The following is a 22218-nucleotide window of genomic DNA, read 5'->3' as shown; positions in this document are numbered from 1 at the left end:
CGCAATAAGCCCGCCGGGCGCGGGTCGCAAGGGTGAACGGCCGTTCTCCTTCACTTTTTGCGAGCAAATCCCCATTTCGACTGGTAAGGAGGACCAATGCCTGCAAGATTCCCTTATCTGGCGACCGCAGCCTTGCTGTGTCTGCTGCTCGCCTCCATGGTTCCAAGCGCCGTGGCCACGGAGGCAGCCTGGGCGCGCATCCAGAGCGGCGGCTATACGATATTGCTGCAAGCCGGAGAAACGCCGAGAGCCGCTGCCCAGCCGGGCGATGACGAGTGCAGCGGAAGGGTCCTCTCCGACCGTGGCCACCAATTGGCGCAAAAGCTTGGCGCGCGTTTTGCCGCCCGCTCGATACGCATCGAGAAGCTGTTGACGAGTTCCTCCTGCGCTGCCCGTGAAACAGCACGTCTTTCGTTCGGTTCCGTCGCCGCCGAAGTCCTGCCATCGCTCGACACGGGGGCGGACCAGCAGCAGACCGAGGCGCTTCGCGCCGCCATCAACACATTTCAAGGCAAGGGAAATCTGGTAATCATGACCGATCGCAACCATATTGCGGCCCTGACCGGCATCACACCGCGCCCTTCCGAAGCAGTTGTCGTGGCGCCCGCCAAAGATGGACAGACGATAAATGTCGCTGGACGAATTATATTCGATTGAATTGCACGAGGCGCATGGGTCTTTCCCTGCGCCGTGAAAAAAGCTAGATAGCGCCCCATGAAGCATCTGTGCCTTGCCGAAGGCACCTACAACACAAAGGAACATCCATTGTCCGATACATTCGACAAAGTTGCCGATATCATTGCTGAAACGAGCGAAATCGATCGCGACTCGATCACCCCCGAGAGCCACACGATCGACGATCTCGGTATCGACAGTCTCGACTTCCTCGACATCGTCTTTGCGATCGACAAGGCGTTCGGCATCAAGATTCCGCTTGAACAGTGGACGCAGGAAGTCAATGACGGCAAGGTTCCGACCGAAGAATATTTCGTGCTGAAGAACCTTTGCGCCAAGATCGACGAACTCGTCGCTGCCAAGAAGGCCTGACCCAGACCGGCCTGCCGCTCTCTTCTCGATCAACCGGGTCCACCGTAAAGCGGTGTTGCGAAAAATGCAGAACAATACCGTCCTTATCACTGGCATCGGACTTATTTCTTCGCTTGGAGAAGGCGTCGAGGCGCATTGGCAGGCGCTGAACGATGCGTCGGCGCCCCGAACGGACAGCGACAGGTTCAACCCCTATACGGTGCATCCGCTGACGGAAGTCGATTGGAACAACCAGATTCCGAAGCGCGGCGACCAGCGCCAGATGGAAACCTGGCAGCGGATCGGCACCTATACCGCCGGGCTCGCCCTCCAGGATGCCGGCATCAAGGAGAACGAGGCGCTATGCACGACCATGGACATGGTCGTCGCAGCCGGTGGCGGCGAGCGCGATGTCGCGGTCGACACGCAGATTCTTGCCGAGGCCCGCGGCCGCAACGATCTTGGCACGATGCTGAACGAGAAACTGTCGACGGAACTTCGGCCGACATTGTTCCTTGCCCAGCTTTCCAACCTTCTCGCCGGCAATATTTCCATCGTCCACAAGGTCACGGGATCGTCGCGCACCTTCATGGGCGAAGAGGGTTCGGGGATTTCCGCTATCGACACCGCCGTCTCGCGCATCCGTGCCGGGCAGAGCACGCATGCGCTCGTTGGCGGCGCGTATAATGCCGAACATCCGGATATGTTGCTGGGGTTCGAGCTCAACCAGATGCTCAAGACCGATGGCTGGTCGCCGCTATGGCAGCGCGAGAATGCCAGCGGCGGCGGTATCGTCACCGGATCCGGTGGTGCATTTCTGGTGCTCGAAAGCGCCGACCATGCGAAGCAGCGCGGCGCACGCGCCTATGCGGCAATCGATAATGTCTTCGGCGAGCAGACGAGGCGCAACCGCGAGGATCTGGAAACGACGATAGCCAAGCTTCTCGGCGCAGCCAGCGCGGAGAGCACTGCCGATCTCATCATTTCCGGCGCAAGCGGGGCCAAGCGGGTGACCGCAGCCGAGAAAGCGGTGCTGGACTCGTTCGAAAGTTCCGCCGTTCGCGGATTGGCGACGAAAACCGGCCATATGCGCGAGGCGCAATTCCCGTTGGCTGTGGCGATCGCGGCGCTTACCGTGTTCAAGGGACAGGCGTTCGCTCCGCTCGACAGCGAGCACGAGAAGGCCGGGCCGGCGAAGGTCACGAGTGCGATAGCAACCTCCATCGGCGCCACGCGCAGCGAAGGCGTCGCCCGCCTGACCAAGGTTTAAAGGATATCTCCATGTCCAAATATACCGATCATCTAGGCCGTCCATTGGTTGCCATCACGGGGCTCGGCGTCGTTTCGTCGCTCGGACAGGGCAAGCAGGAAAACTGGGCCGCGCTTACCTCTGGCACGTCCGGCATTCATACGATCACCCGTTTTGCGTTGGACAATCTGCGCACGCAGATCGCTGGAACCGTCGATTTCCTCGAGGAAAGCAGCAAGGGCGCTTCGGCGCTCTCCGAGAAACTGGCCTCGCTGGCTGCTGAAGAGGCAATCGCGCAGGCGGGCTTCAAGACGGATGATTTCGGTGGCCCGCTTTTTCTGGCAGCCCCCCCGGTCGAACTCGAATGGCGCAATCGCTTTGCCCTCGATGCAGCGGTGAAGAGCGAAGGCGAGCCCGGATATGATCTGCTGCTTGCCGCCTGCCGCCAGCAGGCTCACACGGAAATGTTCAATACGGCCGAGTTCGGCTTCATCGCCGAGCGTCTCGCCGATACTTTCGGCACGCGGGGCCTGCCGATCACGCTTTCGACCGCCTGTGCTTCCGGCGCCACGGCGATCCAGCTTGGCGTCGAGGCGATCCGGCGCGGCGAGAGCGACAGGGTGCTTTCGATCGGAACCGACGGCTCCGTCTCCGCTGAAGCTCTGATCCGGTTCTCGCTGCTGTCCGCGCTCTCCACGCAGAATGATCCTGCCCACAAGGCCGCCAAGCCGTTCTCCAAGGATCGCGATGGATTCGTGATGGCTGAAGGCAGCGGTGCGCTGGTCATGGAATCGCTCGAAGCGGCGGTTGCCCGCGGCGCAAATATCCTGGGCATCATGCGCGGATGCGGCGAAAAAGCGGATGATTTCCATCGTACGCGGTCGAAACCCGATGGATCGCCAGCCATCGGCGCCGTTCGTGCGGCGCTCGATGACGCCGGCATCAAGGAAGACGCCATCGACTACATCAATGCGCATGGCACTTCCACGCCGGAAAACGACAAGATGGAATATCTGGCGCTTTCCACCGTTTTCGGCGAAAGGATATCGTCGCTTCCGGTCTCGTCGAACAAGTCGATGATCGGGCACACTCTGACCGCGGCCGGCGCGATCGAGGCGGTTTTTTCGGTTCTCACAATCCAGACCGGGACCATTCCGCCGACGATCAATTATGACAACCCCGATCCGGCGATCGCCCTCGACGTCGTGCCCAATGTGAAGCGCGAAGCCAGCGTCTCTACGGTGCTTTCCAGCTCCTTCGGCTTTGGCGGGCAAAATACCTGTCTTGTAATGACTGCAGAACCGCACTAATCCCCTTCCCTAAAAGGAAAATGGATATGCGCGCATTACAACTGGTTGAAGACCGCAAACTCGAGATCGTCGATCTGGCACCCCCGCCTCCGCCGGCTGCCGGCGAGGTCACCGTCAATATCAAGGCCGTCGCCCTCAATCATATCGACGTCTGGGGTTGGCGCGGCATGGCATTTGCGAAACGCAAAATGCCGCTGACGATCGGGGCCGAGGCCTCCGGCGTCGTGGACGCCATTGGTCCGGGTGTGGCCAACCTCCTTCCGGGCCAGCTCGTTTCGATCTACGGGGCCCGTACCTGCGGCCTCTGCCGTCCGTGCCGGGAAGGCCGCGACAATCTCTGCGAGCATGTCTCCGGCGTTCATGGTTTTCATCTCGACGGCTTCGCCCAGGAAAAGGTCAATCTGCCGGCGCGGCTGCTGGTACCGGCCCCTCCCGGTGTCGATGAAATCGGCGCGGCGGTCGCGCCCGTCACCTTCGGCACGGTAGAGCACATGCTCTTCGACAATGCCAAGCTCGAGCCCGGCGAAACGATCCTGATCCATGCGGGCGGCTCCGGCATAGGCTCGGCCGCGATCCAGCTGGCTCGCAAGATCGGTTGTACGATCATCACGACGGTTGGCTCGGACAGCAAGATCGAAAAGGCCAAGGCGCTCGGCGCCGATCACGTCATCAATTACCGTGAAGACCGCTTTGAAGGCGTCGTCCGGAAACTGACAAAGAAGAAGGGCGTAGACGTCGTGTTCGAACATGTCGGCGCCGACACCTGGGCCGGCTCGATGCTCTCGCTCAAGCGTGGCGGACGCCTCGTCACCTGCGGATCGACATCGGGTGTCTCGACAAGCATGAATCTGATGATGCTGTTCCAGCAGCAGTTGAAGCTGCTCGGTTCCTTCGGATGCCGGATGGAGAACATGGCTGACGCCATGCAGAAGATGGCGCGCGGCCTGGTTCATCCGGTCATCGACACCGAAGTCGGTTTCGACGATATCGATACCGCGTTGAAGCGAATGGAAGGCCGCGACGTGTTCGGCAAGATCATATTGCGCATCAATTGATCCCGCAATGAAGCTCAAATACAAGCTCGCCCTCTTCCGGTGGAGCCAGAAGTTGAAAATGTTCAACTACTGGCTGTCCGCTCATTTCGTGTTCGGCATCTTGCGGTTGCTGCAGCTCTTGCCGGCAAGGGCAGCGATGAATTTCCTGGATTCCGCTGCGCGACGGGTTGGCCCCTGGCTCGGCCGCCACAGGGTCGCCATGAACAATCTGCGCAAGGCCTATCCGGAAAAGGACGAAGCCGAGCTTCAGACGATCGCGCGCGAAATGTGGGGCAACATGGCGCGCCTCACCGGCGAGTACATCTTCCTCGACGCTATATTCGACTATGATCCGCACAGCGACGAAACGGGCCTCGTCGAGGTGAAGGGACGCGAGATCTTCGAGCGTATCCGCGACGAAAAGGACCGTCCCCACATCTTCTTCACGGGCCATACGGGGAATTTCGAACTGTTGCCGATATGTGCGGCCACGTTCGATCTGAACGTCACCGCGTTGTTCCGCCCGCCCAATAATCCCTATGTCGCCAAGAAGATCTTGAGCGCCCGGCGCACGAATATGGGTCATCTCGTACCTTCAAAGGCGGGTGCCGCCTGGTCGCTCGCGACAGTCCTCAACGCGGACGGCAATGTGGGCATGCTGGTCGACCAGAAGTTCCGTCGGGGCGTACCTTCGACATTCTTCGGCCGGCCGTGCAGGACCAACCCGCTCCTCGCGAAGCTGGCGCGGCAATATGAATGCGATGTCTATCCGGCGCGCTGCGTCCGCCTTCCTGGCGGCCGGTTTCGTCTCGAACTCGAGGAAAAGATGGAACTGCCGCGCGATGAAAAGGGCGGCGTCGATATAGCTGCGACCGCGCAGGCGCTGAACGACAAGGTGGAAGCCTGGGTCCGCGAATATCCCGGCCAATGGATGTGGTTCCACAAGCGCTGGAACAGCTAGGGTCATGGTCGCTCAATAATAATTCATCACGGCGTGCCTTGCCTCCGCGAAGAACAGCCAACGCTCGACCAGAACGCCGACAGAATGGCTCAGAACGGCGAAGACGAGCACCGAACGCAAGGGCAGGCCGCCCAGCGCCAGGGAAAGCAGCAGCAGTGCCGCCGGCAGCAGAAAAGCGCAGACAAGCGCAATGGCCCACAGCTTCGCCGAATGTTTCCTCGCGACGCGGTAGCCCATTTCCCGCGTGAGATAATTGTCGAGCGTATGGGGACGTTCGAATAGCCGCACCCGGCCGATATCGCCTAGCCCTGTGGCGCTTTCCGGCGTCGAGAGCGGCTGGTTTCGCAACATCCGCCTGCGCCACGCCAATTTGCAGCCCATCGCGCCGAGGAGCAGCAGCAATCCCGCGCCGGCAAGCAGCCTCGTGCCCGGGGCGAAACAGGCGGCGAGCAGAACACCCCCCGTCAGCGACAAGAGCAGGAAGCAGGCCGGCGTCAGGGCGCTGTGCCAGGCGTCTATGCTTTTCAGCGACGTGTAGATCATCGACGTGCAGAACACGGTGAGCATGGCGCCGGCGGCGCCGATATAGCCGAGGATGGGCTCCGACTGTCCTGTGAACAGCAACAGCCCGGCGTCCAAGGTCAGAGGCACGAAGGTTCCAAGCGCCATCACGCCTTCGCGCGACAGCCAGCTCGACCGCCATTGGCTGAGCGCGCGCCATGCCCGCTGCGGATTGCCGAGATGGAAGAGCGACGCGATCAATCCCGCCGCTATGAGCACCAGCGCCAGGATATGGGCCAGCACAGTCGATGGCAGCGAAGGCTCGAGCCCGCCAAGGCCAAGAACGACGGCAAGCCCATAGCCCAGGCCTGACAGTACCGTGAATATGATCATCGAATAGGCTGGATGCATTGCGTCAGATCCGGTCCAGCGTCTTGTCCAGCCAGGCGAAGAAACCGCGAGCGCCTTCCGTGTTCTCCGCCAGCGGCATGGCAGGTTGCTGGTCGGCCAGGGATCTTCTTGGTCGCGGCGGCAGATATTTGTTGGTTGGCCGTGTGCCCTGCTCAGGCATGAGGTCATAGCCGCCGCGCTCGGCAACCATGATGGAAACTTCGGATCGCGGGTCGCCAAGATCGCCGAAATGGCGAGCGTTCGCCGGGCAGGTACGGACACAGGACGGAACCCGATCTTCCTCTTGTAGCGCTTCATTGTAGATGCGATCCACGCACAGCGTGCATTTCTTCATGACGCCGGCTGCCAGATCCATCTCGCGAGCGCCGTAGGCACAGGACCACGCGCACAGCCCGCAACCGATACATTTGCTCTCGTCCACCAGAACGATGCCGTCGCTTGCGCGCTTGTATGACGCTCCGGTGGGGCAGACGGTGACGCAAGGCGCATCCTCGCAATGGAGGCATGATTTAGGAAAGTGGACGATACGGGCCTGTCCGGCCTCGCCGATCACCTCGCCGCCTTCCGGGACGACCTCGTAGCTGTGGATGCGGTTGAGGAACGTACCCGAGACGTCGTCTCCATAAGGATGCTGGTCGGACAAGGCGCTGCCATATCCGCCGGTGTTCCATTCCTTGCAACTGACGACGCATGCGTGGCAGCCGACGCATACGTCGAGATCGATGACCAGCCCGAGACTGGTTGTACCGCGATCCTGCGGAAGACTGGTCATTGCTTGCTCCACTCCTGGCCATAGCGCAGTTCGCTGGCCGCGCGGGCCTGGCCCGCCGGACGTCCGACCGGCGCAAAGGACGGCTCGACCAGTTCAAGACCGGGCTCGGCCTTTTCGATACGCACGCGCAGATCATACCAGGCGGCCTGCCCGGTGATCGGGTCGGAATTGGACCAGCGCATGCCGTCGCTCTTTGGCGGCAGCAATTCATGGATGAGATGGTTGAGCAGGAAGCCCTTATTGGCTTCCGGCGCGTTCGTCTCGAGCGCCCATGCGCCTTTGCGCTTGCCGATGGCATTCCACGTCCACAGCGTCTTCGAATTTACCGCATCCATGCGGGCGATCTCGCATTTGATCCGGCCATGGCTGGAGATGACCCATGCCCAATCACCGTCGCTCAGGCCGAGTTCGTTGCAGATCGGTCCCGGAACATAAAGCGGGTTTCTGGTGTGTATCTGTCTGAGCCAGGCATTCTGCGAGCCCCAGGAATGATACATGGCCATGGGCCTTTGCGTCAGCGCGTGGAAGGGAAAGACCGAATTGTCGGTTTGCTGCTCTTCGAGAGGCATGTACCAGTCCGGCAGGGGATCGAAATAATCCACCAGCCGCTGCCTGTATGGCTCAGGCGCCACCGGCTCGCGCACGCCTTCGCCCGACAGCCGGAACTTCTGCAGGGTTTCCAGATAAAGCTGTATCGTCACCGGCTGCGGCGTATCGAAAAACCCCATATCGATGGCGAATTGCTGATAGGCGGCGTTGTGGTGCTTGAAGTAGAGTGCCTCGGCCGGAATATGCTTCTGCCAGAAGGCGCCATTGCCGATGTAGCGGTCGAGCTGGCTCTGGTTGGGTTGTCCCCTGCCCTCGTCCAGTCCATCCTCACCCCGCCAGCCGGACAGCGGTCCGATACCGGGCTTGCGCTGGTGATTGACGATGTAGTCCGCATAATCGCGGTAGAGCGGTTGCCCCTGCGGATCGACGAAGCCCGGAAGTCCGAGGCGCGCACCGAGATCGATCAGAACCGACTGGAAGCCTCGAACGTCGCGCTCTGGCTGAAGTACCGGCCAGCGGACCGCGTCGCAAACCGCGTCGGGTTCCGATATGGGCCTGTCCAGCAATGAGATACAGTCATGGCGCTCCAGATAGGTCGTATCCGGCAGGACGAGATCCGCATAGGCCACCATTTCCGATGAATAGGCGTCGCAATAGATGATTCGCGGTATCTTGTACTCGCCCGTCGTTTCATCGCGCTCCTCGAGCATCCGGATGGTGCCGCGCGTGTTCATCGACGAGTTCCAGGCCATGTTGGCCATATAGAGGAACAGGACATCCACAGGATAGGGATCACCGGCACAGGCATTGGCGATCACCATGTGCATCATGCCGTGCGCCGAAAGCGGAGCTTCCCAGGAAAACGCCTTGTCGATGCGTTGTGGCTTGCCCTGATCGTCTACGAGCAGATCCTCCGGCCCAAGGGGGTAGCCGAGATGCGGTCCTGCCAGCGGATTGCCGGGCTGGACATGTGCCGGTTTCCCGTGCGGGCGAGGGTGAGCCGTCGCGGGTTTCGGGTATGGCGGCTTGTAGCGATAGCCGCCAGGGCAATCGATGGAGCCGATGATGGTCTGAAGGACGTGCAGCGCCCTCGCCGTCTGAAATCCGTTCGAATGCGCTGAAATCCCGCGCATGGCGTGGAAGCTGACCGGCCGCCCGATCATCACCTCGTGATATTCGCCTTTCATGTCCGTCCAGGGTTGCTGCAGGATGATCTCTTCCTCAAAGGCAACGCGGGTTATCTCCGCAGCCAGCCCTCGTATGGTCGCCGCATCGATCCCGGTCTGCTCCGCCACAGCCTCGGGCGCATATCTGGGATCGAGATATTTCTCGGCCATCAGCCGCAATACGCTGCGCACCTTGCGACCGTCCGCAAGGACGAAGTCCGCGTTGAGATCGGGGGAATGCCCGAACGCATCGAACCTGACCAGGGCACCCGTCCCGCGGTCGCGTATCAGCGCCTTGCCAAGATCGTCGCGCAGGAAGAGGCCGTGGTCCTCTCCTCCCGGATTGTCGATGACCAGCCAGGGCGCATTCGTGTAACGCTGGAGATAGTCGAGGTCGATCCTGCCGGTGAGAAACAATTGATGGATGATCGACAGGATGAGCAAGCCATCGGTCCCGGGACGAATGCCGATCCAATTGTCCGCCACGGCTGAATATCCGGTGCGGATCGGATTGACCGAGACGAAGCGCGCTCCCCGCTTTTTCAGCTTGGATATGCCGATCTTTATCGGGTTCGAATCATGATCTTCCGCGACGCCGAACAGGACGAAGAGTTTGGTCTTGTCCCAATCCGGCGCGCCAAACTCCCAGAAAGCGCCGCCGATCGTATAAATCCCGGCGGCCGCCATGTTCACGGAGCAGAAACCGCCATGCGCGGCATAATTCGGCGTGCCGAAATTCTGCGCCCAGAAGCTCGTCAGCGCCTGGCTCTGGTCGCGTCCCGTGAAAAACGCCAGCTTCTGCGGCGCCGTCTCCCTGATCGGCGCCAACCATTCGACCGCGAGCGACAGCGCTTCCTCCCAGCTGATCGTCTTGAACTCGCCCGACCCCCTTGGCCCGGTGCGCAGCAGAGGCGCCTGCAGCCGCGCTGGCGAATAGTGCTGCATGATGCCGGCCGAGCCCTTGGCGCAGAGGACGCCCTTGTTGATCGGATGGTCGCGATTGCCCTCGATATAGCGGATCTTGCCGTCCTTCAGATGCACGTCGATGCCGCAGCGACAGGCGCACATGTAGCATGTGGTCTTGGCGATAGCGTCACCCACCGGTTCGGTTAGGGTCAGATCTGGTTCTGACGTCATGACGCGCTGCCCCGCTCGCTTTACTCTGTGACACCAGTTTTATAAGAACAATTCCAATCTACAAACACGCAAACGACATTTCCCGCGCAAAGTTTGATGCCGGATTCATCGATATCCGGCTCCTGCTGTGCTCGCAGCACGAAACGCGCTACATATCGATTCACGAGCACCGAATACTGGAGAAACGGTAGAATGACGTTGTGGAGATCTGCGCTGCTTGCCTTGACGCTGGTCCTTGGTTCGGCGAGCGCCCATGCCGCCAGGAGCGATCTGGTGCTCGGTGTCGTCCTTGAGCCGCCGCATCTCGATCCCACCGCCGGCGCTGCTGCCGCGATAGACGAGATCGTCTATGCGAATGTGTTCGAAGGACTGACACGGATAGGCGCGAATGGCGAAGTTCTACCAGCATTGGCGGAAAGCTGGGACATTTCCGACGATGGCCGGGTCTATACGTTCAAGCTTCATGGCAAGGTGCTTTTCCACGATGGCACGACTTTCGACGGGGAAGATGTGAAATTCTCGCTGGATCGCGCCCGCGACGCGAAATCCGTCAATGCGCAGAAGGTACTGTTCGAAGGTATCGAGAATGTTGAGATCGTCGATCCGCTGACGGTGCGCATCACGCTGAAACAACCGGATGGCGATTTCCTCTATAATATGGGCTGGGGAGACGCGGTGATCGTGGCACCGGAAACGGCCGCGACAAACAAGGAAAGACCCGTAGGCACAGGCCCGTTCAAATTCGGCAATTGGGCCAAGGGATCGCAGATCACACTATTGCGCAATACCGCCTATTGGGGCAGCCAACCGGCGCTGGAGAAGGCGACGTTCCGCATCATACCGGACCCTGCCGCCGCCACGGCAGCGCTTCTTGCCGGCGATGTTCAAGCTTTTCCGGTGTTTCCGAGCTATGAAACGGTACCGCAATTCCAGGCCGATCCGCGTTTCAAGGTGGTGATCGGCACGACCGAAGGCGAGACGGTTCTGGGCATGAACAATGCCAAACCTCCATTCGACGCATTGAAAGTCCGGCAGGCGATCGCGCATGCGATCGATCGCAAGGCACTGATCGATGGAACAATGTTCGGATTTGGGATGCCGATAGGCTCGTTCTTCCCGCCGCACCATGCAGCTTATACCGATCTGACCGCCAAATCGGCCTATGATCCGGAACTTGCCAAGAAATTGCTGGCGGAGGCGGGTCACCCGCAGGGATTCAAGACGACGCTGAAACTGCCTCCGCCCGTCTATGCGCGGCGCGGCGGCGAAATCATCGCGGCGCAATTGGCCGCCATCGGCATAGACGCCGAGATCATCCCGCTGGAATGGGCGCAGTGGCTCGACCAGGTGTTCAAGGGCAAGGATTATGATCTGACGATCGTATCCCATACGGAGCCGAACGATCTCAATATATTCGCCCGTGACGACTACTATTTCAACTACGACAATCAGGCCTTCAAGGAACTGATCAAAGCCATTGCCGCGACTTCCGACCAGGCGCAACGTGCCGAACTTTACCGCAAGGCACAGACCGTTCTCGCCGACGATGTGCCCGCGGCCTTCCTGTTCCAGCTCCCCAAGACGGGTATCTGGGATGCCGGTATCGAGGGGCTTTGGGAGAATGGCCCGATCCAGGCGAATGATCTGACCAATGTCAGATGGGCCGACTGAAGCTCGCAGGCGGATTGGGCAGCGATGGCAAACTACGCGATCAGACGTCTGTTCATAAGCCTTATGACGCTTCTTGCGGCCAGCGCGGTTATCTTCGCCCTCATTGAAATCCTCCCCGGCGATCCTGCCCGCATCATGCTGGGAATGAATGCTTCGGAAGATGCTGTGCGGTCTCTCCAGGAACAGATGGGACTGAACCAGCCGCTGTTCATGCGTTACTTCAGCTGGCTTTTCGGCATGCTTACCGGGGATTTCGGCCGTTCCTATACCTATGCCGTTCCTGTCGCCGACCTCATCCGCGAGCGCGTCGTCGTATCGCTTCCTCTGGCGATATTGTCGCTTGTCCTGTCTACCGCGATCGCGATCCCCATTGGAATATTCACGGCCTCGCGGCGCGGGCGGCCGGCAGATGCCGCCATCATGGGCGCCACGCAGCTCGGCATAGCGCTGCCGAATTTCTGGCTGGCGCTGCTTCTCGTCTACGTGTTCGCCATATCCTTGCGGCTCGTTCCAGCCGGTGGATTTGCAGGCTGGGAAACCGGCACCTGGACAGCGCTTAAATCGCTGCTGCTGCCTGCCTTTGCCCTTGCCTTGCCGCAAGCAGCGATACTCGCCCGGATAACGCGCTCCAGCCTGATCGAAACCCTGGCCGAGGACTATATTCGCACCGCCCGCGCCAAAGGACTGAGCCCGGCGCAGGTGCTCTACCGCCACGCTCTCCGCAACGCCTTCATACCGGTGGTGACGATCCTGGGGCTGCAGTTCGCGTTCCTGCTGGCCGGCACGATCATCATCGAGAACGTCTTCTATTTGCCGGGTCTCGGGCGGCTCGTCTTCCAATCCATCACGCAGCGGGATCTCATCGTCGTCGAGGGCGTCGTCGTCCTGCTCGTCGCGACGGTCATCCTGATAAATTTTCTTGTGGACTGTTCCTACGCTCTGATCGATCCAAGACTGGGGGCAGACCGATGAACGGTTGGCGCAAATCACCAGCCCGTTTCAAGATCGGCTTGCTCATCATGCTGGTGGTAGGATTGACGGCCCTCTGCTCGTTCGTCTGGACCCCCTACCCGCCGACCGCCATCGATATCGCCAGCAAGTTGCAGCCTCCCTCGCTGCGACACTGTATGGGCACGGATCATTTCGGCCGCGACATTCTTTCCATGGTCATGGTCGGCAGTCGAACGTCGATCGCGGTAGCCATTGCCGCCGTTGCCATCGGCATGGGCATCGGTGTTCCCATCGGACTGTTGGCGGCAGAGCGGCGGGGTCTGATCGACGACGCGCTGATGCGGCTGAATGACCTCATATTTGCGTTTCCCGCCCTCATTTCCGCGATCATGATCACGGCGGTTTTCGGCCCCGGTGCGCTCAACGCCATCATCGCCATCGGTATCTTCAATGTTCCGGTTTTCGCCCGGGCGACGCGGGGAGCAGCGCTTTCCATCTGGCCACGGGAATATATCCTCGCCGCCCGTTCTACCGGGAAAAGCGACCGCCGGATCACCTTCGATCATGTCTTCCCGAACATCTCGCACCTGCTCATGGTGCAGGCGACGATACAGTTCTCGCTCGGCATCCTTGCGGAAGCGAGCCTTGCCTATGTCGGGCTCGGGACCCAGCCGCCGATGTCAAGCTGGGGCCGCATGCTCTTCGATGCCCAGACGATGATCGGGGTGGCGCCGCACATGGCGATATTCCCGGGCCTCGCCATTGTCGCGACGGTGCTCGGGCTCAACCTTTTTGGTGACGGCCTGCGCGACATGCTGGACCCGAGGGCCTCCTCCCGCTGATCAGAACAACAGCCCGACAAGGAAGAGTACCGCCACCACGCCCGTGAATATGGCCGTCGCGACGCGGAAAATATGCAGGCCATCCTCGATATTCTCTATGCCCGCATCGCGTCGGCCGGCACCGTTGAGCATGGGTTCGTTGGCGACCGCCCCGCCATAGACGCGCGGTCCCGCCAGCGCCACATCGATGGCGCCGGCCATCGCCGCTTCGGGCCAACCGGCATTCGGCGAACGATGCAGGCGGGCATCGCGCATCATCACGTCGAAGGATTGCCGGGCCGCGCTCCCGCCGTGAACGAGCCAGGCTGCCGCTGCGATCAGAAGCCCGGTGAGCCGCGCCGGCACCCAGTTCGCCACGTCGTCGAGCTTCGCGGCGAAGCGTCCAAAATGGCGATGCCGGTCGTTCAGGTGACCGATCATCGAATCAGCCGTGTTCAGCATCTTGTAGGCGAGCAATCCGGGAAGTCCGAGCAGCGCATACCAGAAGGCCGGCGCGATGATCCCGTCCGAACTGTTTTCGGCAAGGCTTTCGATCGCGGCACGGCTGGTCGCCGCCTCATCCAGCACTTGCGTATCCCTGCCGACGATCATGGACACGGCCCGCCGCGCGCCCTCCAGGCCCTCTTCGCGCAGCGCGGTTGCTACGGCCTCGACATGATCGCCGAGGCTCTTCTGTGCCAGAAATACTGCCACGACAAGCGCCTCCACCAGCCCGCCAAAGGGCGGGATGAGGGCAAGTGCGGCGTGAATGACGGCACCGACCAGCGCTGCCAGAAGCAAGAGTGCGAGCACCGACAAGAAACCATCGCGCCGACGCTGCTGGTCGGTATTGGCAGCCAGATTGAACCTGTGATCGACAAAATCGATGGCCTTGCCGAATAGCACGACGGGGTGCGGAATCGTGCGCCAGAGCCAATCGGGATCGCCGAAATATCGGTCGGCCAGCAGCGCAAGAAACAGTATCAGCAGATTGATTTCCATTTGCACCCAATCCATCACTTCGGCCAATCAGCTTGGGCCGCTCGTAAAGCAAGAGTAAGACGAAGATGCAATTTGTCGGCATCGTTCTGATCGAGCGGCACGCCGAAGCGAAGGCGGTCCGCGAAATGCTCGAATTTTCGGGTCAGAACGCGCTGCCTGCACAGAGAATCATGCAGCCCGTGCGCCTGTTCGTGCCTGACGAGCGAGAAAAGCGCCGTGCCGCCGATCTCCATCAAACCATGCGCAGCCAGCACCTCGCTCAGCAGCTTGCGCCTCGTCTGCAGTCTCGACGCAAAGGCATCCAACGCCTCGCCGCCGGCAAACGCATGCGCCGCAATGGCGAGCGCAGGCCCTGATACGGCCCAAGGGCCCAGCCTTTCCCGCAGGAATAGCCCTGTTTCCGGCGATGTCAGGGCGAATCCAAGCCTCAAACCGGCCAGACCGAAGAACTTTCCGAATGATTTGAGGACGATCAAACCCTTTTTGCCGGCGTCGGCGGCAAGGCTGTTTTCCGGGTACATGTCCGCAAAAGCCTCATCGACGACCAGAAAACCCTGACGATTCGCCATTTCCTCGGCAAGTTTCAACAGATCGGCCCGATCGACGCTTCGGCCGTCGGGATTGTTCGGATTGACGATGACAACAGCGCCCGCAGAGACCGGAATCTCGCTCAAACTCGAACAATGGCGGATTGCCCAGCCGGCCTTGGCGAAGCAAAACTCGTGTTCCTGATAGGTCGGTCCGACCACGGCCACCTCGCCGCTCGGCTTCATCCAGGGCATGAGCTGGATCAGGGCCTGCGTGCCCGGTGCCGCCACGATCGCAGTGGCCGGCGCTGCACCATAATAGGTTCGCGCGCCGTTCAACGCCTTGGTCAAAAGTCCCTCGTCCGGCAAGCTGTTCCATATATCGGAACTCATATCCGGTAAATGGAACGGCTCGGGATTGATGCCCGTCGAGAGGTCGAGCCAGTCGCTGCGGACCCCGCCATATTGGCTCATGGCGCGGTCGAGCGCGCCGCCATGTTCGATCTTTTTCATTCAGGCCAAGTCGATAATGTGCATGTAGGAACCCGAAACCGAGCCATTTCTCAGTCCCGCTTCTCCCAGATCTTCATTCAAGGCATCGCGAACCCGGAACAGCCGCGGGGCGCTTCCTTCCTCGACGATTGTTGCGTAGTGGAACTCATGGCCGGTAAGCGGCGAGGCGAACGGGCCACCCGGAAGAGGCTGGAGCCGGCGATAGCCGAGATGCAGCTTTCTTTTGGCAAAGCTCGTCCGCAACGGCAGCAGACCGAGCATCTTGTGCTCATTGCCTTCCGCGTCCTCAAGTGACTCCCCCAGCACCATATAGCCACCGCATTCCCCATAGACGGGAATCGAGCGGGCGGCAGCCTCGCGAATCCCGTCGCCAAAAACCTGCGCTGCGGCCAGCCTCCCCGCGTGAAGCTCGGGATATCCGCCCGGCAGATAGATGGCATCGCTGTCGACCGCCGGCGCTTCGTCGGCCAGCGGCGAGAAATAGCTGACCTCTGCTCCCCGCCTGCGCCAGCCATCGATGAGATGAGCATAGGAAAAGGCGAAGGCATTGTCCCGCGCCACGGCGATCCGCTGTCCCAAAGGCGGGACGCGCTGCACATTGGCCATGGATTCGCTTGGCCCCCACCGTCCCGCGATCTGGCGAATGCTCTGCAAATCGACCGCGCCGGCAATGACTTCTCCGGCATGGGCGATGAAATCATCGATATCCTGATGCTCCCCCGCCTGAACAAGGCCGAGATGACGCTCCGGCAATGCCAGGCTCGCATCGCGCGGGACCACCCCGAGCACCGGTATTCCAACCGGCTGCAGTGCCCGCCTCAGCAGGCTTTCATGCCGGACGCTGCCGACCTTGTTCAGGATCAGTCCGCCAATCATCACATTGCGCCGGAAATCCCTGAAGCCGCTGACCAGCGCGGCGATGGATTGCGACTGACGCGCGCAATCGACGACGAAAATAACTGGAAGCTGCAGCCGCTGCGCCAGATCCGCACCCGAGCCTCGCCCGTCGATCGCCCCATCGAATAGACCCATCATCCCTTCGACGAGCAGCATCTTGCCGCCTTCCGTATGGCGTGCAGCGAGTGCGCTTATCAGGTCGGGGCGCATCGCCCATGGGTCGAGATTGATGCAGCTCGTTCGCGCAGCGATGGCATGATATGCCGGATCTATGTAGTCGGGCCCGGCCTTGGCCGGCGCAACATCGGCGCCTGCGTCCTGCAATGCACGCAAAAGCCCGAGAGTGATGGTCGTCTTGCCGCTTCCGGATGCGGGAGCGCCAATCAGTATTCCCTTCATGCGGTATCTCTTTTCTTGCGCGTACCGAGAGGGTCGCGCGTGAGCACCCGGCCCTCGAGCGCGCCAAGCCAGTCCAGCGCGCTCCGCAGTCGCACCACTTGTCCGATCACGACGATCGCCGGCGGCTCAAGACCAGCTGCCTCGACATCCGCCTCGGCCTGCGCGAGTGTCGTTTCCACCACCCGCTGCACATTGGTCGTGGCATTGCAGACGAAGGCGACGGGATCGGACGCTGCGCGCCCGCCTGCGATGAGCCGCGCCGCAATCGTGCCTATGTGTTTCATGGCCATGTACATGACGATGACGGAAGAACCCTTTGCTATGCTTGCCCAGTCCATGGCATCGGGTACGAGGCCGCTCGCATCATGCCCCGTCAGGAAGGTGACGCTCTGGTTCGTTTCCCGGTGGGTAACGGGAATGCCCGCATAGGCCAGCCCGCCAATGCCGGCCGTGATACCCGGAACGATGCGGAACGGAACGCCATGTTCGACCAGCATGAGTGCCTCTTCGCCCCCCCGCCCGAAGACGAACGGATCGCCGCCCTTCAGGCGAACCACCTTCTTGCCGGCTCGCGCCAGTTCGACCAGCCGCAACGAAATATCGCGTTGCTGAGGCGAAGGCTTGCCGCCCCGCTTTCCTGCATATTCCAGCGCTGCCGCCGAGTTCGCATAGGAGAGGCAGTCTTCATTGACGAGCGCGTCGTAAATGATCACATCTGCCTGCTCGATGCCGTTCAACGCATGCAGCGTCAACAGCCCGGGATCGCCCGGACCGGCGCCCACCAGCCATACATGACCCGCCTCGAGTTTCGGCAATTTCACTTTCGCGCTCATAAGTCACCCCGCCTGCTGGCGCATAGCATAAATTTCCGCCGAACATGAATGAGCATAATGCAAAAATCATGCAACTGCGATCGAAGCTGGTCTATAAGAACCGGATGAGTGATGAAGCAGATGCTGGCTTGCGCAAGCAGGATGAGACACATGAACGGCCATTGCGCAGGGGCTGGACAACGGGCGCCTGCGCAACGGCTGCCACGAAGGCTGCTCTTCTGGCGCTGATCACGGGGGAATTTCCGGATCCTGTAGCGATCATCCTGCCAAAGGGCGAAGTTCCGCATTTTCAGCTCGCCATCGAATCCCTCGGCGACGGCTACGCTATGGCTGGCATCGTGAAGGATGCCGGTGATGACCCCGATGTGACCCATGGCGCAACTATAATATCGACGGTATTTCCTGCCCCGCCCGGAAGCGGCATTCAGTTTGTCGCTGGCGAAGGCGTAGGCACGGTGACATTGCCGGGCCTGCCGATCGCCCCCGGCGAAGCAGCCATCAATCCGGTGCCGCGCAAGATGATGACGGACATCTGCAACGAAATCTGTGCCCAATACGACCTGCCGGCGGACCTCGTGATTGCCATCTCCGTGCCTGAGGGAGAAGAACTGGCCAAACAGACTTGGAATCCGCGACTGGGGATCGTCGGCGGCATATCGATCCTCGGCACGACGGGTGTCGTGCATCCATTCTCCTGTGCCGCCTGGATTCATTCCATTCACCGTGGCATCGACGTCTGCCGCGCAGCGGGCCTGAAACATGTGTTGGGCGCGACCGGTTCAACATCGGAGGATGCAGCGCAATCCTTATATGATCTGCCTGAGATCGCACTGCTCGACATGGGCGATTTCGCCGGTGGATTGCTCAAATATCTGCGCGTCCACCCGATCGAGCGTCTCACCATCGCCGGCGGCTTCGCCAAGCTCACGAAACTCGCCCAGGGCGCACTGGACCTGCATTCCGCCCGCAGCCAGGTCAGCATGGAGTTTCTTGCCGCTGAAGCAAAGGAACTTGGCGCACCTGCGGAGCTGATCGAGCGGATTCAAAATGCCAATACAGCACAGGAAGTATTTGAAACCGCGCGAGATAATGGAATCGACCTCGCCCTGCCAATAGCCGTGAAGGCAAAGGCCACGGCACTGCAGACGCTGAAGGGCGCGCCAGTCGAAGTCGAAATCATCGTCGTGGATCGCAAAGGGACGATCATTGCGCGCGTCTGAGCGGCCAATCCTTGTTCTCGGAGGCACCGCGGAGGCGCGCGGCCTGGCCAAAATGCTCGTGGAACAAGGATACCGAGTCATTTCCTCGCTGGCCGGGCGCACCAGCGATCCCATCCGCATTGCCGGTGAAACGCGCGTCGGTGGCTTCGGCGGACAGCAGGGACTGGTGGACTATATTCGCAGCAATGGCACCGCCATCCTGATCGACGCGACGCACCCCTTCGCGACGCAGATCTCCGACAACGCGATAGCTGCCGCAGAGGCAACGGGAATTCCCTTCGCGCGGCTCGAGCGGCCCGCATGGTTGCCGAGGCCTGGTGATATCTGGACTAGCGTGGCCGATGGTTCGGCGGCGGCCCGCGCCATCCCATCGAAAGCCCGGGTCTTGCTGGCACTGGGCCGGCAGCATCTTGCACCGTTTTCGCGCCGCAACGACGTTCATTTCATCGTCCGCATGATCGATCCGCCAGACGATCCGCTCGATCTGATGGATTTCGAACTTGAACTGTCGAAGCCCGGCAATTTCGACGACGAGGTCGCACTGCTTTCAAAGAAGCGGATTTCCCATATCGTCTGCCGCAATTCCGGCGGCAGCCAGTCCTATGCGAAGTTGAGGGCGGCGCGGGAACAATCCATACCCGTCATCATGATCGAGCGGCCGCAGCGCCCCGCCATTGCCACACTCCCCGATATCGGCGCGATTTTGTCCTTTGTCGCCGAAGCGATGCCTCAGCCGGGTCTCAAACTGTGATGGTGGCCCTTGTTATAGAGCGCTGAATCACGAAAACCGTCGGCTGATAGCCCTCGCCCGACAAAGATCATGGCGCTTCGGCTCAGGCCCGCATTCTTGATCTTGTCCTCGATATCGGCCAACGTTCCATGCAGGAACTGCTCGTCGGGCCATCCGACGCGGTAGGCCACGATGACCGGGCAATCCTCCCCATATAGTGGCGCCAGCTCTGTCCTGATCCGCTGCATGTTGCGGACGGAAAGGTGGATGACAAGCGTCGCCCCTGATTTGCCCAGCGTTGCCAGATCCTCGCCCTCCGGCATGGCGGAAGATTTCATCGAAGTGCGCGTCAGGATGATCGTCTGGCATACTTCCGGAACGGTAAGCTCTTTCTTCAGCGCCGCCGCCGCGGCCGCAAAAGCCGGCACACCCGGGGTAACATCGTAGTCGATCCCGAGTTCGTCCAGCCGCCGCATCTGCTCCGCTACGGCGCCATAGATGGAAGGATCGCCGGAATGAACGCGCGCGACGTCCTTGCCTTCCCGCTGCGCCTTCTCAAATTCGGCTACGATCTCATCCAGGGTGAGCACCGACGTGTCGACGATGCGCGCATCCTTGGGTGCCTCGGCCAGCATTTCCGCCGGAACCAGTGACCCCGCATAGAGGCATACCGGGCAGGTTTGGATGAGCCGGAGCCCACGAACGGTGATGAGGTCTGTCGCGCCGGGGCCGGCACCGATGAAATGTACGATCATTCTATGTCCCGTTAAAGGCTCGACCCGGTTGCGAGTGCGGCCGTTCCATGTGCAGACTTGGTTTTGCCGATGATGAGGCGAGCTAGCCTGCCGGAACCAGCCAATGCCGCCGCCTCGGCTACGCCATGACAACCGACAAGCGCAAAAACGGCATCGGACGGATTGAGCAGTTTCGGCGTCTGCTCTTCCAGCTGCGCCGCACTGTAGCATGACAAGGAGATACCCAAACCATCGGCGACGGCAACGATCGCCGGCTCATGTTCGCGCTGGTCGATCGTAAAAGCGCCGGCGAGATCCCCTGGTGACAATGCTGCTTCGGCAAGCACCCTTTCGGCGAGCTGCCGCAGTTCAAGCGGATCGCACCCCCGTTCGCACCCAAGGCCAAGCGTATAGACGGGTTTCATCAATGCGGTTTGTGCAGTTCTTCAGGCGTGACACCGAGCAGCTCCGCCGTCTTTCGGATCAGGTTCGCTTCCTTGGGGTCGATATCATTATCGGCATTGGCGATCGTCAGCAAATGGCGCAGAAGAAGTACCTTGCGTTCGAACGGCACCTCGGCGAAAGCCAGCGCCGCCTGCGCGCTCGTGGTTTCATAACCAAAATCCTTCAGATAGGAGGCGACTTCTCCAAATTCCTCCGGAGATATGCCGAAATCCGATGCAGCAATCTTCAGTATGGCCGTGTATTCGGCTTTCTCCGTCTTCCCATCGGCCAGGGCGATGTGAAGCAACAAGAGAAGTTCGGCCGTCAAAACAGGATCATCGGCAACTTTCTGGACAGCGCTCTTGGTGCCCAGATATGCCAATATGCGATCAAAAATGCTCTCGCTCATCATACCCCCGTCATTTTCCCGATTGATTGCAGTGGCCGCCGATCGTTTCAAGTGCGTAAACAACACACAGTCCGCTTATTTGCACGGCGCCGCTCTGAAACCACTCGCCAATCGCCAAAATACCACTATGGTCCGGCGCAAAATCGGATCGCCCAATGTCTACATTTCTCGATAATTTTCCGCTCATCCTGGTAATTGCAGCATTTGCAGCAGGCTTCATCGACTCGATTGCCGGCGGCGGCGGCCTTGTGACGGTGCCTGCGCTCTTGCTCGCCGGCTTCTCGCCAGTCGAATCCCTCGGCACCAACAAGCTGCAATCGTTGTTCGGCTCGGCCTCGGCGACAATCGCCTATGCCCAGAAGGGACATGTGGACCTGAAGAAACAGCTGCCTTCCGCGCTCATGTCTGCGCTTGGCGGTGTCGGCGGCGCACTCCTGGCGGGATTTCTGCCGGGCGATGTGCTGCGCGCCTTCCTGCCCATCCTGCTCGTCGCAATTGCGGTCTATTTCGCGGTGAAGCCGAATATGGGCGATATCGACCGGGCACAACGCATGACACCCTTTCTCTTTGGTCTCGCCATCGTTCCGCTCATCGGGTTCTATGACGGGCTTTTCGGCCCTGGAACGGGCTCTTTCTTCATGCTCAGCTTCGTTTCCCTCGCCGGCTATGGCCTCCTCAAGGCAACCGCCCATACGAAACTGCTCAATCTTGCTTCCAATCTCGGCGGTTTCGCCACATTCGCCGTGCTTGGCGTCATCAATTGGAAGGTCGGCATCCTCATGGGGGTCGCGCAGTTTGCAGGGGCAAGGGTCGGGGCCGGTATGGCGATGAAAAACGGCGCCAGGATCATCAAGCCGCTGCTGATCGTCGTCTGCCTGGCGCTGGCGGGAAAGCTGCTGCTCGAAACGGACAATCCGCTGCGCATCTGGATTACCGCGCTAGCCGGCTAGG

22 protein-coding genes are annotated in these 22218 nt (G+C 60.7%); 12 read left to right on the top strand and 10 right to left on the bottom strand.

Going from position 1 to position 22218, the window contains the following annotated elements; genetic code table 11:
• Nucleotides 1–96 precede the first annotated feature (96 nt).
• The 6 genes from OSJ75_RS01875 to OSJ75_RS01850 all read left to right on the top strand — a co-directional run bounded on the left by OSJ75_RS01875 (nt 97) and on the right by OSJ75_RS01850 (nt 5580).
• Nucleotides 97–657: a histidine phosphatase family protein gene (locus OSJ75_RS01875; protein ID WP_250013490.1), complete on the top strand. Its 561-nt coding sequence runs from the start codon at nt 97–99 to the stop codon at nt 655–657.
• 108 nt (nt 658–765) lie between these two features.
• Nucleotides 766–1047 (top strand): acyl carrier protein, encoded by a 282-nt coding sequence (locus OSJ75_RS01870; protein WP_008123430.1) that lies wholly within the window; start codon nt 766–768, stop codon nt 1045–1047.
• Nucleotides 1048–1111: 64 nt separating this feature from the next.
• A complete protein-coding gene (locus OSJ75_RS01865) occupies nt 1112–2296 on the top strand; it encodes a beta-ketoacyl-ACP synthase (protein WP_267226530.1) in 1185 nt (394 codons plus the stop codon).
• Nucleotides 2297–2307: 11 nt separating this feature from the next.
• Nucleotides 2308–3585 (top strand): beta-ketoacyl-ACP synthase, encoded by a 1278-nt coding sequence (locus OSJ75_RS01860; protein WP_267226528.1) that lies wholly within the window; start codon nt 2308–2310, stop codon nt 3583–3585.
• A gap of 26 nt (nt 3586–3611) precedes the next feature.
• Nucleotides 3612–4640: a zinc-binding dehydrogenase gene (locus tag OSJ75_RS01855; RefSeq protein WP_250013487.1), complete on the top strand. Its 1029-nt coding sequence runs from the start codon at nt 3612–3614 to the stop codon at nt 4638–4640.
• A gap of 7 nt (nt 4641–4647) precedes the next feature.
• Nucleotides 4648–5580: a lipid A biosynthesis lauroyl acyltransferase gene (locus tag OSJ75_RS01850; protein ID WP_250013486.1), complete on the top strand. Its 933-nt coding sequence runs from the start codon at nt 4648–4650 to the stop codon at nt 5578–5580.
• 12 nt (nt 5581–5592) lie between these two features.
• On the opposite strand, the gene OSJ75_RS01845 is transcribed toward OSJ75_RS01850, so the two are convergent.
• The 3 genes from OSJ75_RS01845 to OSJ75_RS01835 are packed head-to-tail and all read right to left on the bottom strand — an operon-like array spanning nt 5593 to nt 10116.
• Nucleotides 5593–6492, bottom strand: a complete 900-nt coding sequence (locus tag OSJ75_RS01845) for a dimethyl sulfoxide reductase anchor subunit family protein (RefSeq protein ID WP_267226523.1) — start codon at nt 6490–6492, stop codon at nt 5593–5595.
• Between the two features lie 4 nt (nt 6493–6496).
• Nucleotides 6497–7264: a 4Fe-4S dicluster domain-containing protein gene (locus OSJ75_RS01840; RefSeq protein WP_267226521.1), complete on the bottom strand. Its 768-nt coding sequence runs from the start codon at nt 7262–7264 to the stop codon at nt 6497–6499.
• On the bottom strand, nt 7261–10116 hold the full coding sequence (locus OSJ75_RS01835; RefSeq protein ID WP_267226519.1) for a molybdopterin oxidoreductase family protein: 2856 nt from the start codon (nt 10114–10116) through the stop codon (nt 7261–7263). The genes OSJ75_RS01840 and OSJ75_RS01835 overlap by 4 nt, the downstream gene beginning before the upstream one ends.
• Before the next feature lie 192 nt (nt 10117–10308).
• On the opposite strand from OSJ75_RS01835, the gene OSJ75_RS01830 reads away from it, so the two are divergent.
• The 3 genes from OSJ75_RS01830 to OSJ75_RS01820 are packed head-to-tail and all read left to right on the top strand — an operon-like array spanning nt 10309 to nt 13580.
• Nucleotides 10309–11787 carry an ABC transporter substrate-binding protein gene (locus OSJ75_RS01830; RefSeq protein ID WP_267226517.1) on the top strand — a complete coding sequence of 493 codons (1479 nt, stop codon included), beginning with the start codon at nt 10309–10311 and terminating at the stop codon, nt 11785–11787.
• 24 nt (nt 11788–11811) lie between these two features.
• The gene (locus tag OSJ75_RS01825; RefSeq protein WP_267226515.1) at nt 11812–12759 is read left to right on the top strand and encodes an ABC transporter permease; all 948 of its coding nucleotides are present in this window, start codon (nt 11812–11814) and stop codon (nt 12757–12759) included.
• A 47-nt stretch (nt 12760–12806) separates the two neighbouring features.
• Nucleotides 12807–13580, top strand: a complete 774-nt coding sequence (locus OSJ75_RS01820; RefSeq protein WP_267227025.1) for an ABC transporter permease — start codon at nt 12807–12809, stop codon at nt 13578–13580.
• Here OSJ75_RS01820 and cbiB read toward each other — a convergent pair whose 3' ends face one another.
• Genes cbiB through cobA form a run of 4 tightly spaced genes read right to left on the bottom strand, consistent with a single transcriptional unit; the run spans nt 13581 to nt 17730 of the window.
• Nucleotides 13581–14561: an adenosylcobinamide-phosphate synthase CbiB gene (cbiB, locus tag OSJ75_RS01815; protein WP_267226513.1), complete on the bottom strand. Its 981-nt coding sequence runs from the start codon at nt 14559–14561 to the stop codon at nt 13581–13583. It abuts the gene before it with no gap.
• Between the two features lie 14 nt (nt 14562–14575).
• The gene (gene cobD, locus OSJ75_RS01810; protein WP_267226511.1) at nt 14576–15601 is read right to left on the bottom strand and encodes a threonine-phosphate decarboxylase CobD; all 1026 of its coding nucleotides are present in this window, start codon (nt 15599–15601) and stop codon (nt 14576–14578) included.
• Nucleotides 15602–16897 carry a cobyrinate a,c-diamide synthase gene (locus tag OSJ75_RS01805; RefSeq protein WP_267226509.1) on the bottom strand — a complete coding sequence of 432 codons (1296 nt, stop codon included), beginning with the start codon at nt 16895–16897 and terminating at the stop codon, nt 15602–15604. It lies immediately after the preceding gene.
• On the bottom strand, nt 16894–17730 hold the full coding sequence (gene cobA, locus OSJ75_RS01800) for a uroporphyrinogen-III C-methyltransferase (protein WP_250013467.1): 837 nt from the start codon (nt 17728–17730) through the stop codon (nt 16894–16896). Before cobA ends, OSJ75_RS01805 begins: the two co-directional genes overlap by 4 nt.
• A gap of 104 nt (nt 17731–17834) precedes the next feature.
• Between cobA and OSJ75_RS01795 the strand changes: the two genes are divergently transcribed.
• The gene (locus OSJ75_RS01795; RefSeq protein WP_250014374.1) at nt 17835–18950 is read left to right on the top strand and encodes a cobalt-precorrin-5B (C(1))-methyltransferase; all 1116 of its coding nucleotides are present in this window, start codon (nt 17835–17837) and stop codon (nt 18948–18950) included.
• Entirely contained in the window at nt 18937–19701 is a 765-nt protein-coding gene (locus tag OSJ75_RS01790) for a cobalt-precorrin-6A reductase (protein ID WP_267226504.1), read from the top strand. The genes OSJ75_RS01795 and OSJ75_RS01790 overlap by 14 nt, the downstream gene beginning before the upstream one ends.
• Here the strand turns inward: OSJ75_RS01790 and cobM are convergent.
• From cobM to OSJ75_RS01775, 3 genes are read right to left on the bottom strand one after another with little or no spacing between them, the layout of a single operon-like run.
• Nucleotides 19680–20435 carry a precorrin-4 C(11)-methyltransferase gene (cobM, locus tag OSJ75_RS01785; protein ID WP_250013462.1) on the bottom strand — a complete coding sequence of 252 codons (756 nt, stop codon included), beginning with the start codon at nt 20433–20435 and terminating at the stop codon, nt 19680–19682. The two genes, OSJ75_RS01790 and cobM, sit on opposite strands and share 22 nt — an antisense overlap.
• A gap of 11 nt (nt 20436–20446) precedes the next feature.
• Nucleotides 20447–20839 (bottom strand): cobalamin biosynthesis protein, encoded by a 393-nt coding sequence (locus OSJ75_RS01780; protein WP_267227024.1) that lies wholly within the window; start codon nt 20837–20839, stop codon nt 20447–20449.
• Nucleotides 20839–21267 carry a TerB family tellurite resistance protein gene (locus OSJ75_RS01775; protein ID WP_250013458.1) on the bottom strand — a complete coding sequence of 143 codons (429 nt, stop codon included), beginning with the start codon at nt 21265–21267 and terminating at the stop codon, nt 20839–20841. The genes OSJ75_RS01780 and OSJ75_RS01775 overlap by 1 nt, the downstream gene beginning before the upstream one ends.
• Nucleotides 21268–21422: 155 nt before the next feature.
• On the opposite strand from OSJ75_RS01775, the gene OSJ75_RS01770 reads away from it, so the two are divergent.
• A complete protein-coding gene (locus OSJ75_RS01770; RefSeq protein ID WP_267226502.1) occupies nt 21423–22217 on the top strand; it encodes a TSUP family transporter in 795 nt (264 codons plus the stop codon).
• Nucleotide 22218: the final 1 nt, after the last annotated feature.

Origin of the sequence: Phyllobacterium sp. 0TCS1.6A (genome assembly GCF_026420825.1) — a bacterium.
GTDB lineage: Bacteria > Pseudomonadota > Alphaproteobacteria > Rhizobiales > Rhizobiaceae > Phyllobacterium.
The sequence above is the reverse complement of the archived record's forward strand: the minus strand, read 5'-3'. Positions and strand labels throughout refer to the sequence as shown.

Coding starts and splice junctions, on each gene's coding strand:
- OSJ75_RS01875 (WP_250013490.1), top strand. CDS start 97: ATGCCTGCAAGATTCCCTTATCTGGCGACCGCAGCCTTGCTGTGTCTG.
- OSJ75_RS01865 (WP_267226530.1), top strand. CDS start 1,112: ATGCAGAACAATACCGTCCTTATCACTGGCATCGGACTTATTTCTTCG.
- OSJ75_RS01860 (WP_267226528.1), top strand. CDS start 2,308: ATGTCCAAATATACCGATCATCTAGGCCGTCCATTGGTTGCCATCACG.
- OSJ75_RS01855 (WP_250013487.1), top strand. CDS start 3,612: ATGCGCGCATTACAACTGGTTGAAGACCGCAAACTCGAGATCGTCGAT.
- OSJ75_RS01850 (WP_250013486.1), top strand. CDS start 4,648: ATGAAGCTCAAATACAAGCTCGCCCTCTTCCGGTGGAGCCAGAAGTTG.
- OSJ75_RS01845 (WP_267226523.1), bottom strand. CDS start 6,492: ATGCATCCAGCCTATTCGATGATCATATTCACGGTACTGTCAGGCCTG.
- OSJ75_RS01840 (WP_267226521.1), bottom strand. CDS start 7,264: ATGACCAGTCTTCCGCAGGATCGCGGTACAACCAGTCTCGGGCTGGTC.
- OSJ75_RS01835 (WP_267226519.1), bottom strand. CDS start 10,116: ATGACGTCAGAACCAGATCTGACCCTAACCGAACCGGTGGGTGACGCT.
- OSJ75_RS01830 (WP_267226517.1), top strand. CDS start 10,309: ATGACGTTGTGGAGATCTGCGCTGCTTGCCTTGACGCTGGTCCTTGGT.
- OSJ75_RS01825 (WP_267226515.1), top strand. CDS start 11,812: ATGGCAAACTACGCGATCAGACGTCTGTTCATAAGCCTTATGACGCTT.
- OSJ75_RS01820 (WP_267227025.1), top strand. CDS start 12,807: ATGCTGGTGGTAGGATTGACGGCCCTCTGCTCGTTCGTCTGGACCCCC.
- cbiB (WP_267226513.1), bottom strand. CDS start 14,561: ATGGAAATCAATCTGCTGATACTGTTTCTTGCGCTGCTGGCCGACCGA.
- cobD (WP_267226511.1), bottom strand. CDS start 15,601: ATGAAAAAGATCGAACATGGCGGCGCGCTCGACCGCGCCATGAGCCAA.
- OSJ75_RS01805 (WP_267226509.1), bottom strand. CDS start 16,897: ATGAAGGGAATACTGATTGGCGCTCCCGCATCCGGAAGCGGCAAGACG.
- cobA (WP_250013467.1), bottom strand. CDS start 17,730: ATGAGCGCGAAAGTGAAATTGCCGAAACTCGAGGCGGGTCATGTATGG.
- OSJ75_RS01795 (WP_250014374.1), top strand. CDS start 17,835: ATGAGTGATGAAGCAGATGCTGGCTTGCGCAAGCAGGATGAGACACAT.
- cobM (WP_250013462.1), bottom strand. CDS start 20,435: ATGATCGTACATTTCATCGGTGCCGGCCCCGGCGCGACAGACCTCATC.
- OSJ75_RS01780 (WP_267227024.1), bottom strand. CDS start 20,839: ATGAAACCCGTCTATACGCTTGGCCTTGGGTGCGAACGGGGGTGCGAT.
- OSJ75_RS01775 (WP_250013458.1), bottom strand. CDS start 21,267: ATGAGCGAGAGCATTTTTGATCGCATATTGGCATATCTGGGCACCAAG.
- OSJ75_RS01770 (WP_267226502.1), top strand. CDS start 21,423: ATGTCTACATTTCTCGATAATTTTCCGCTCATCCTGGTAATTGCAGCA.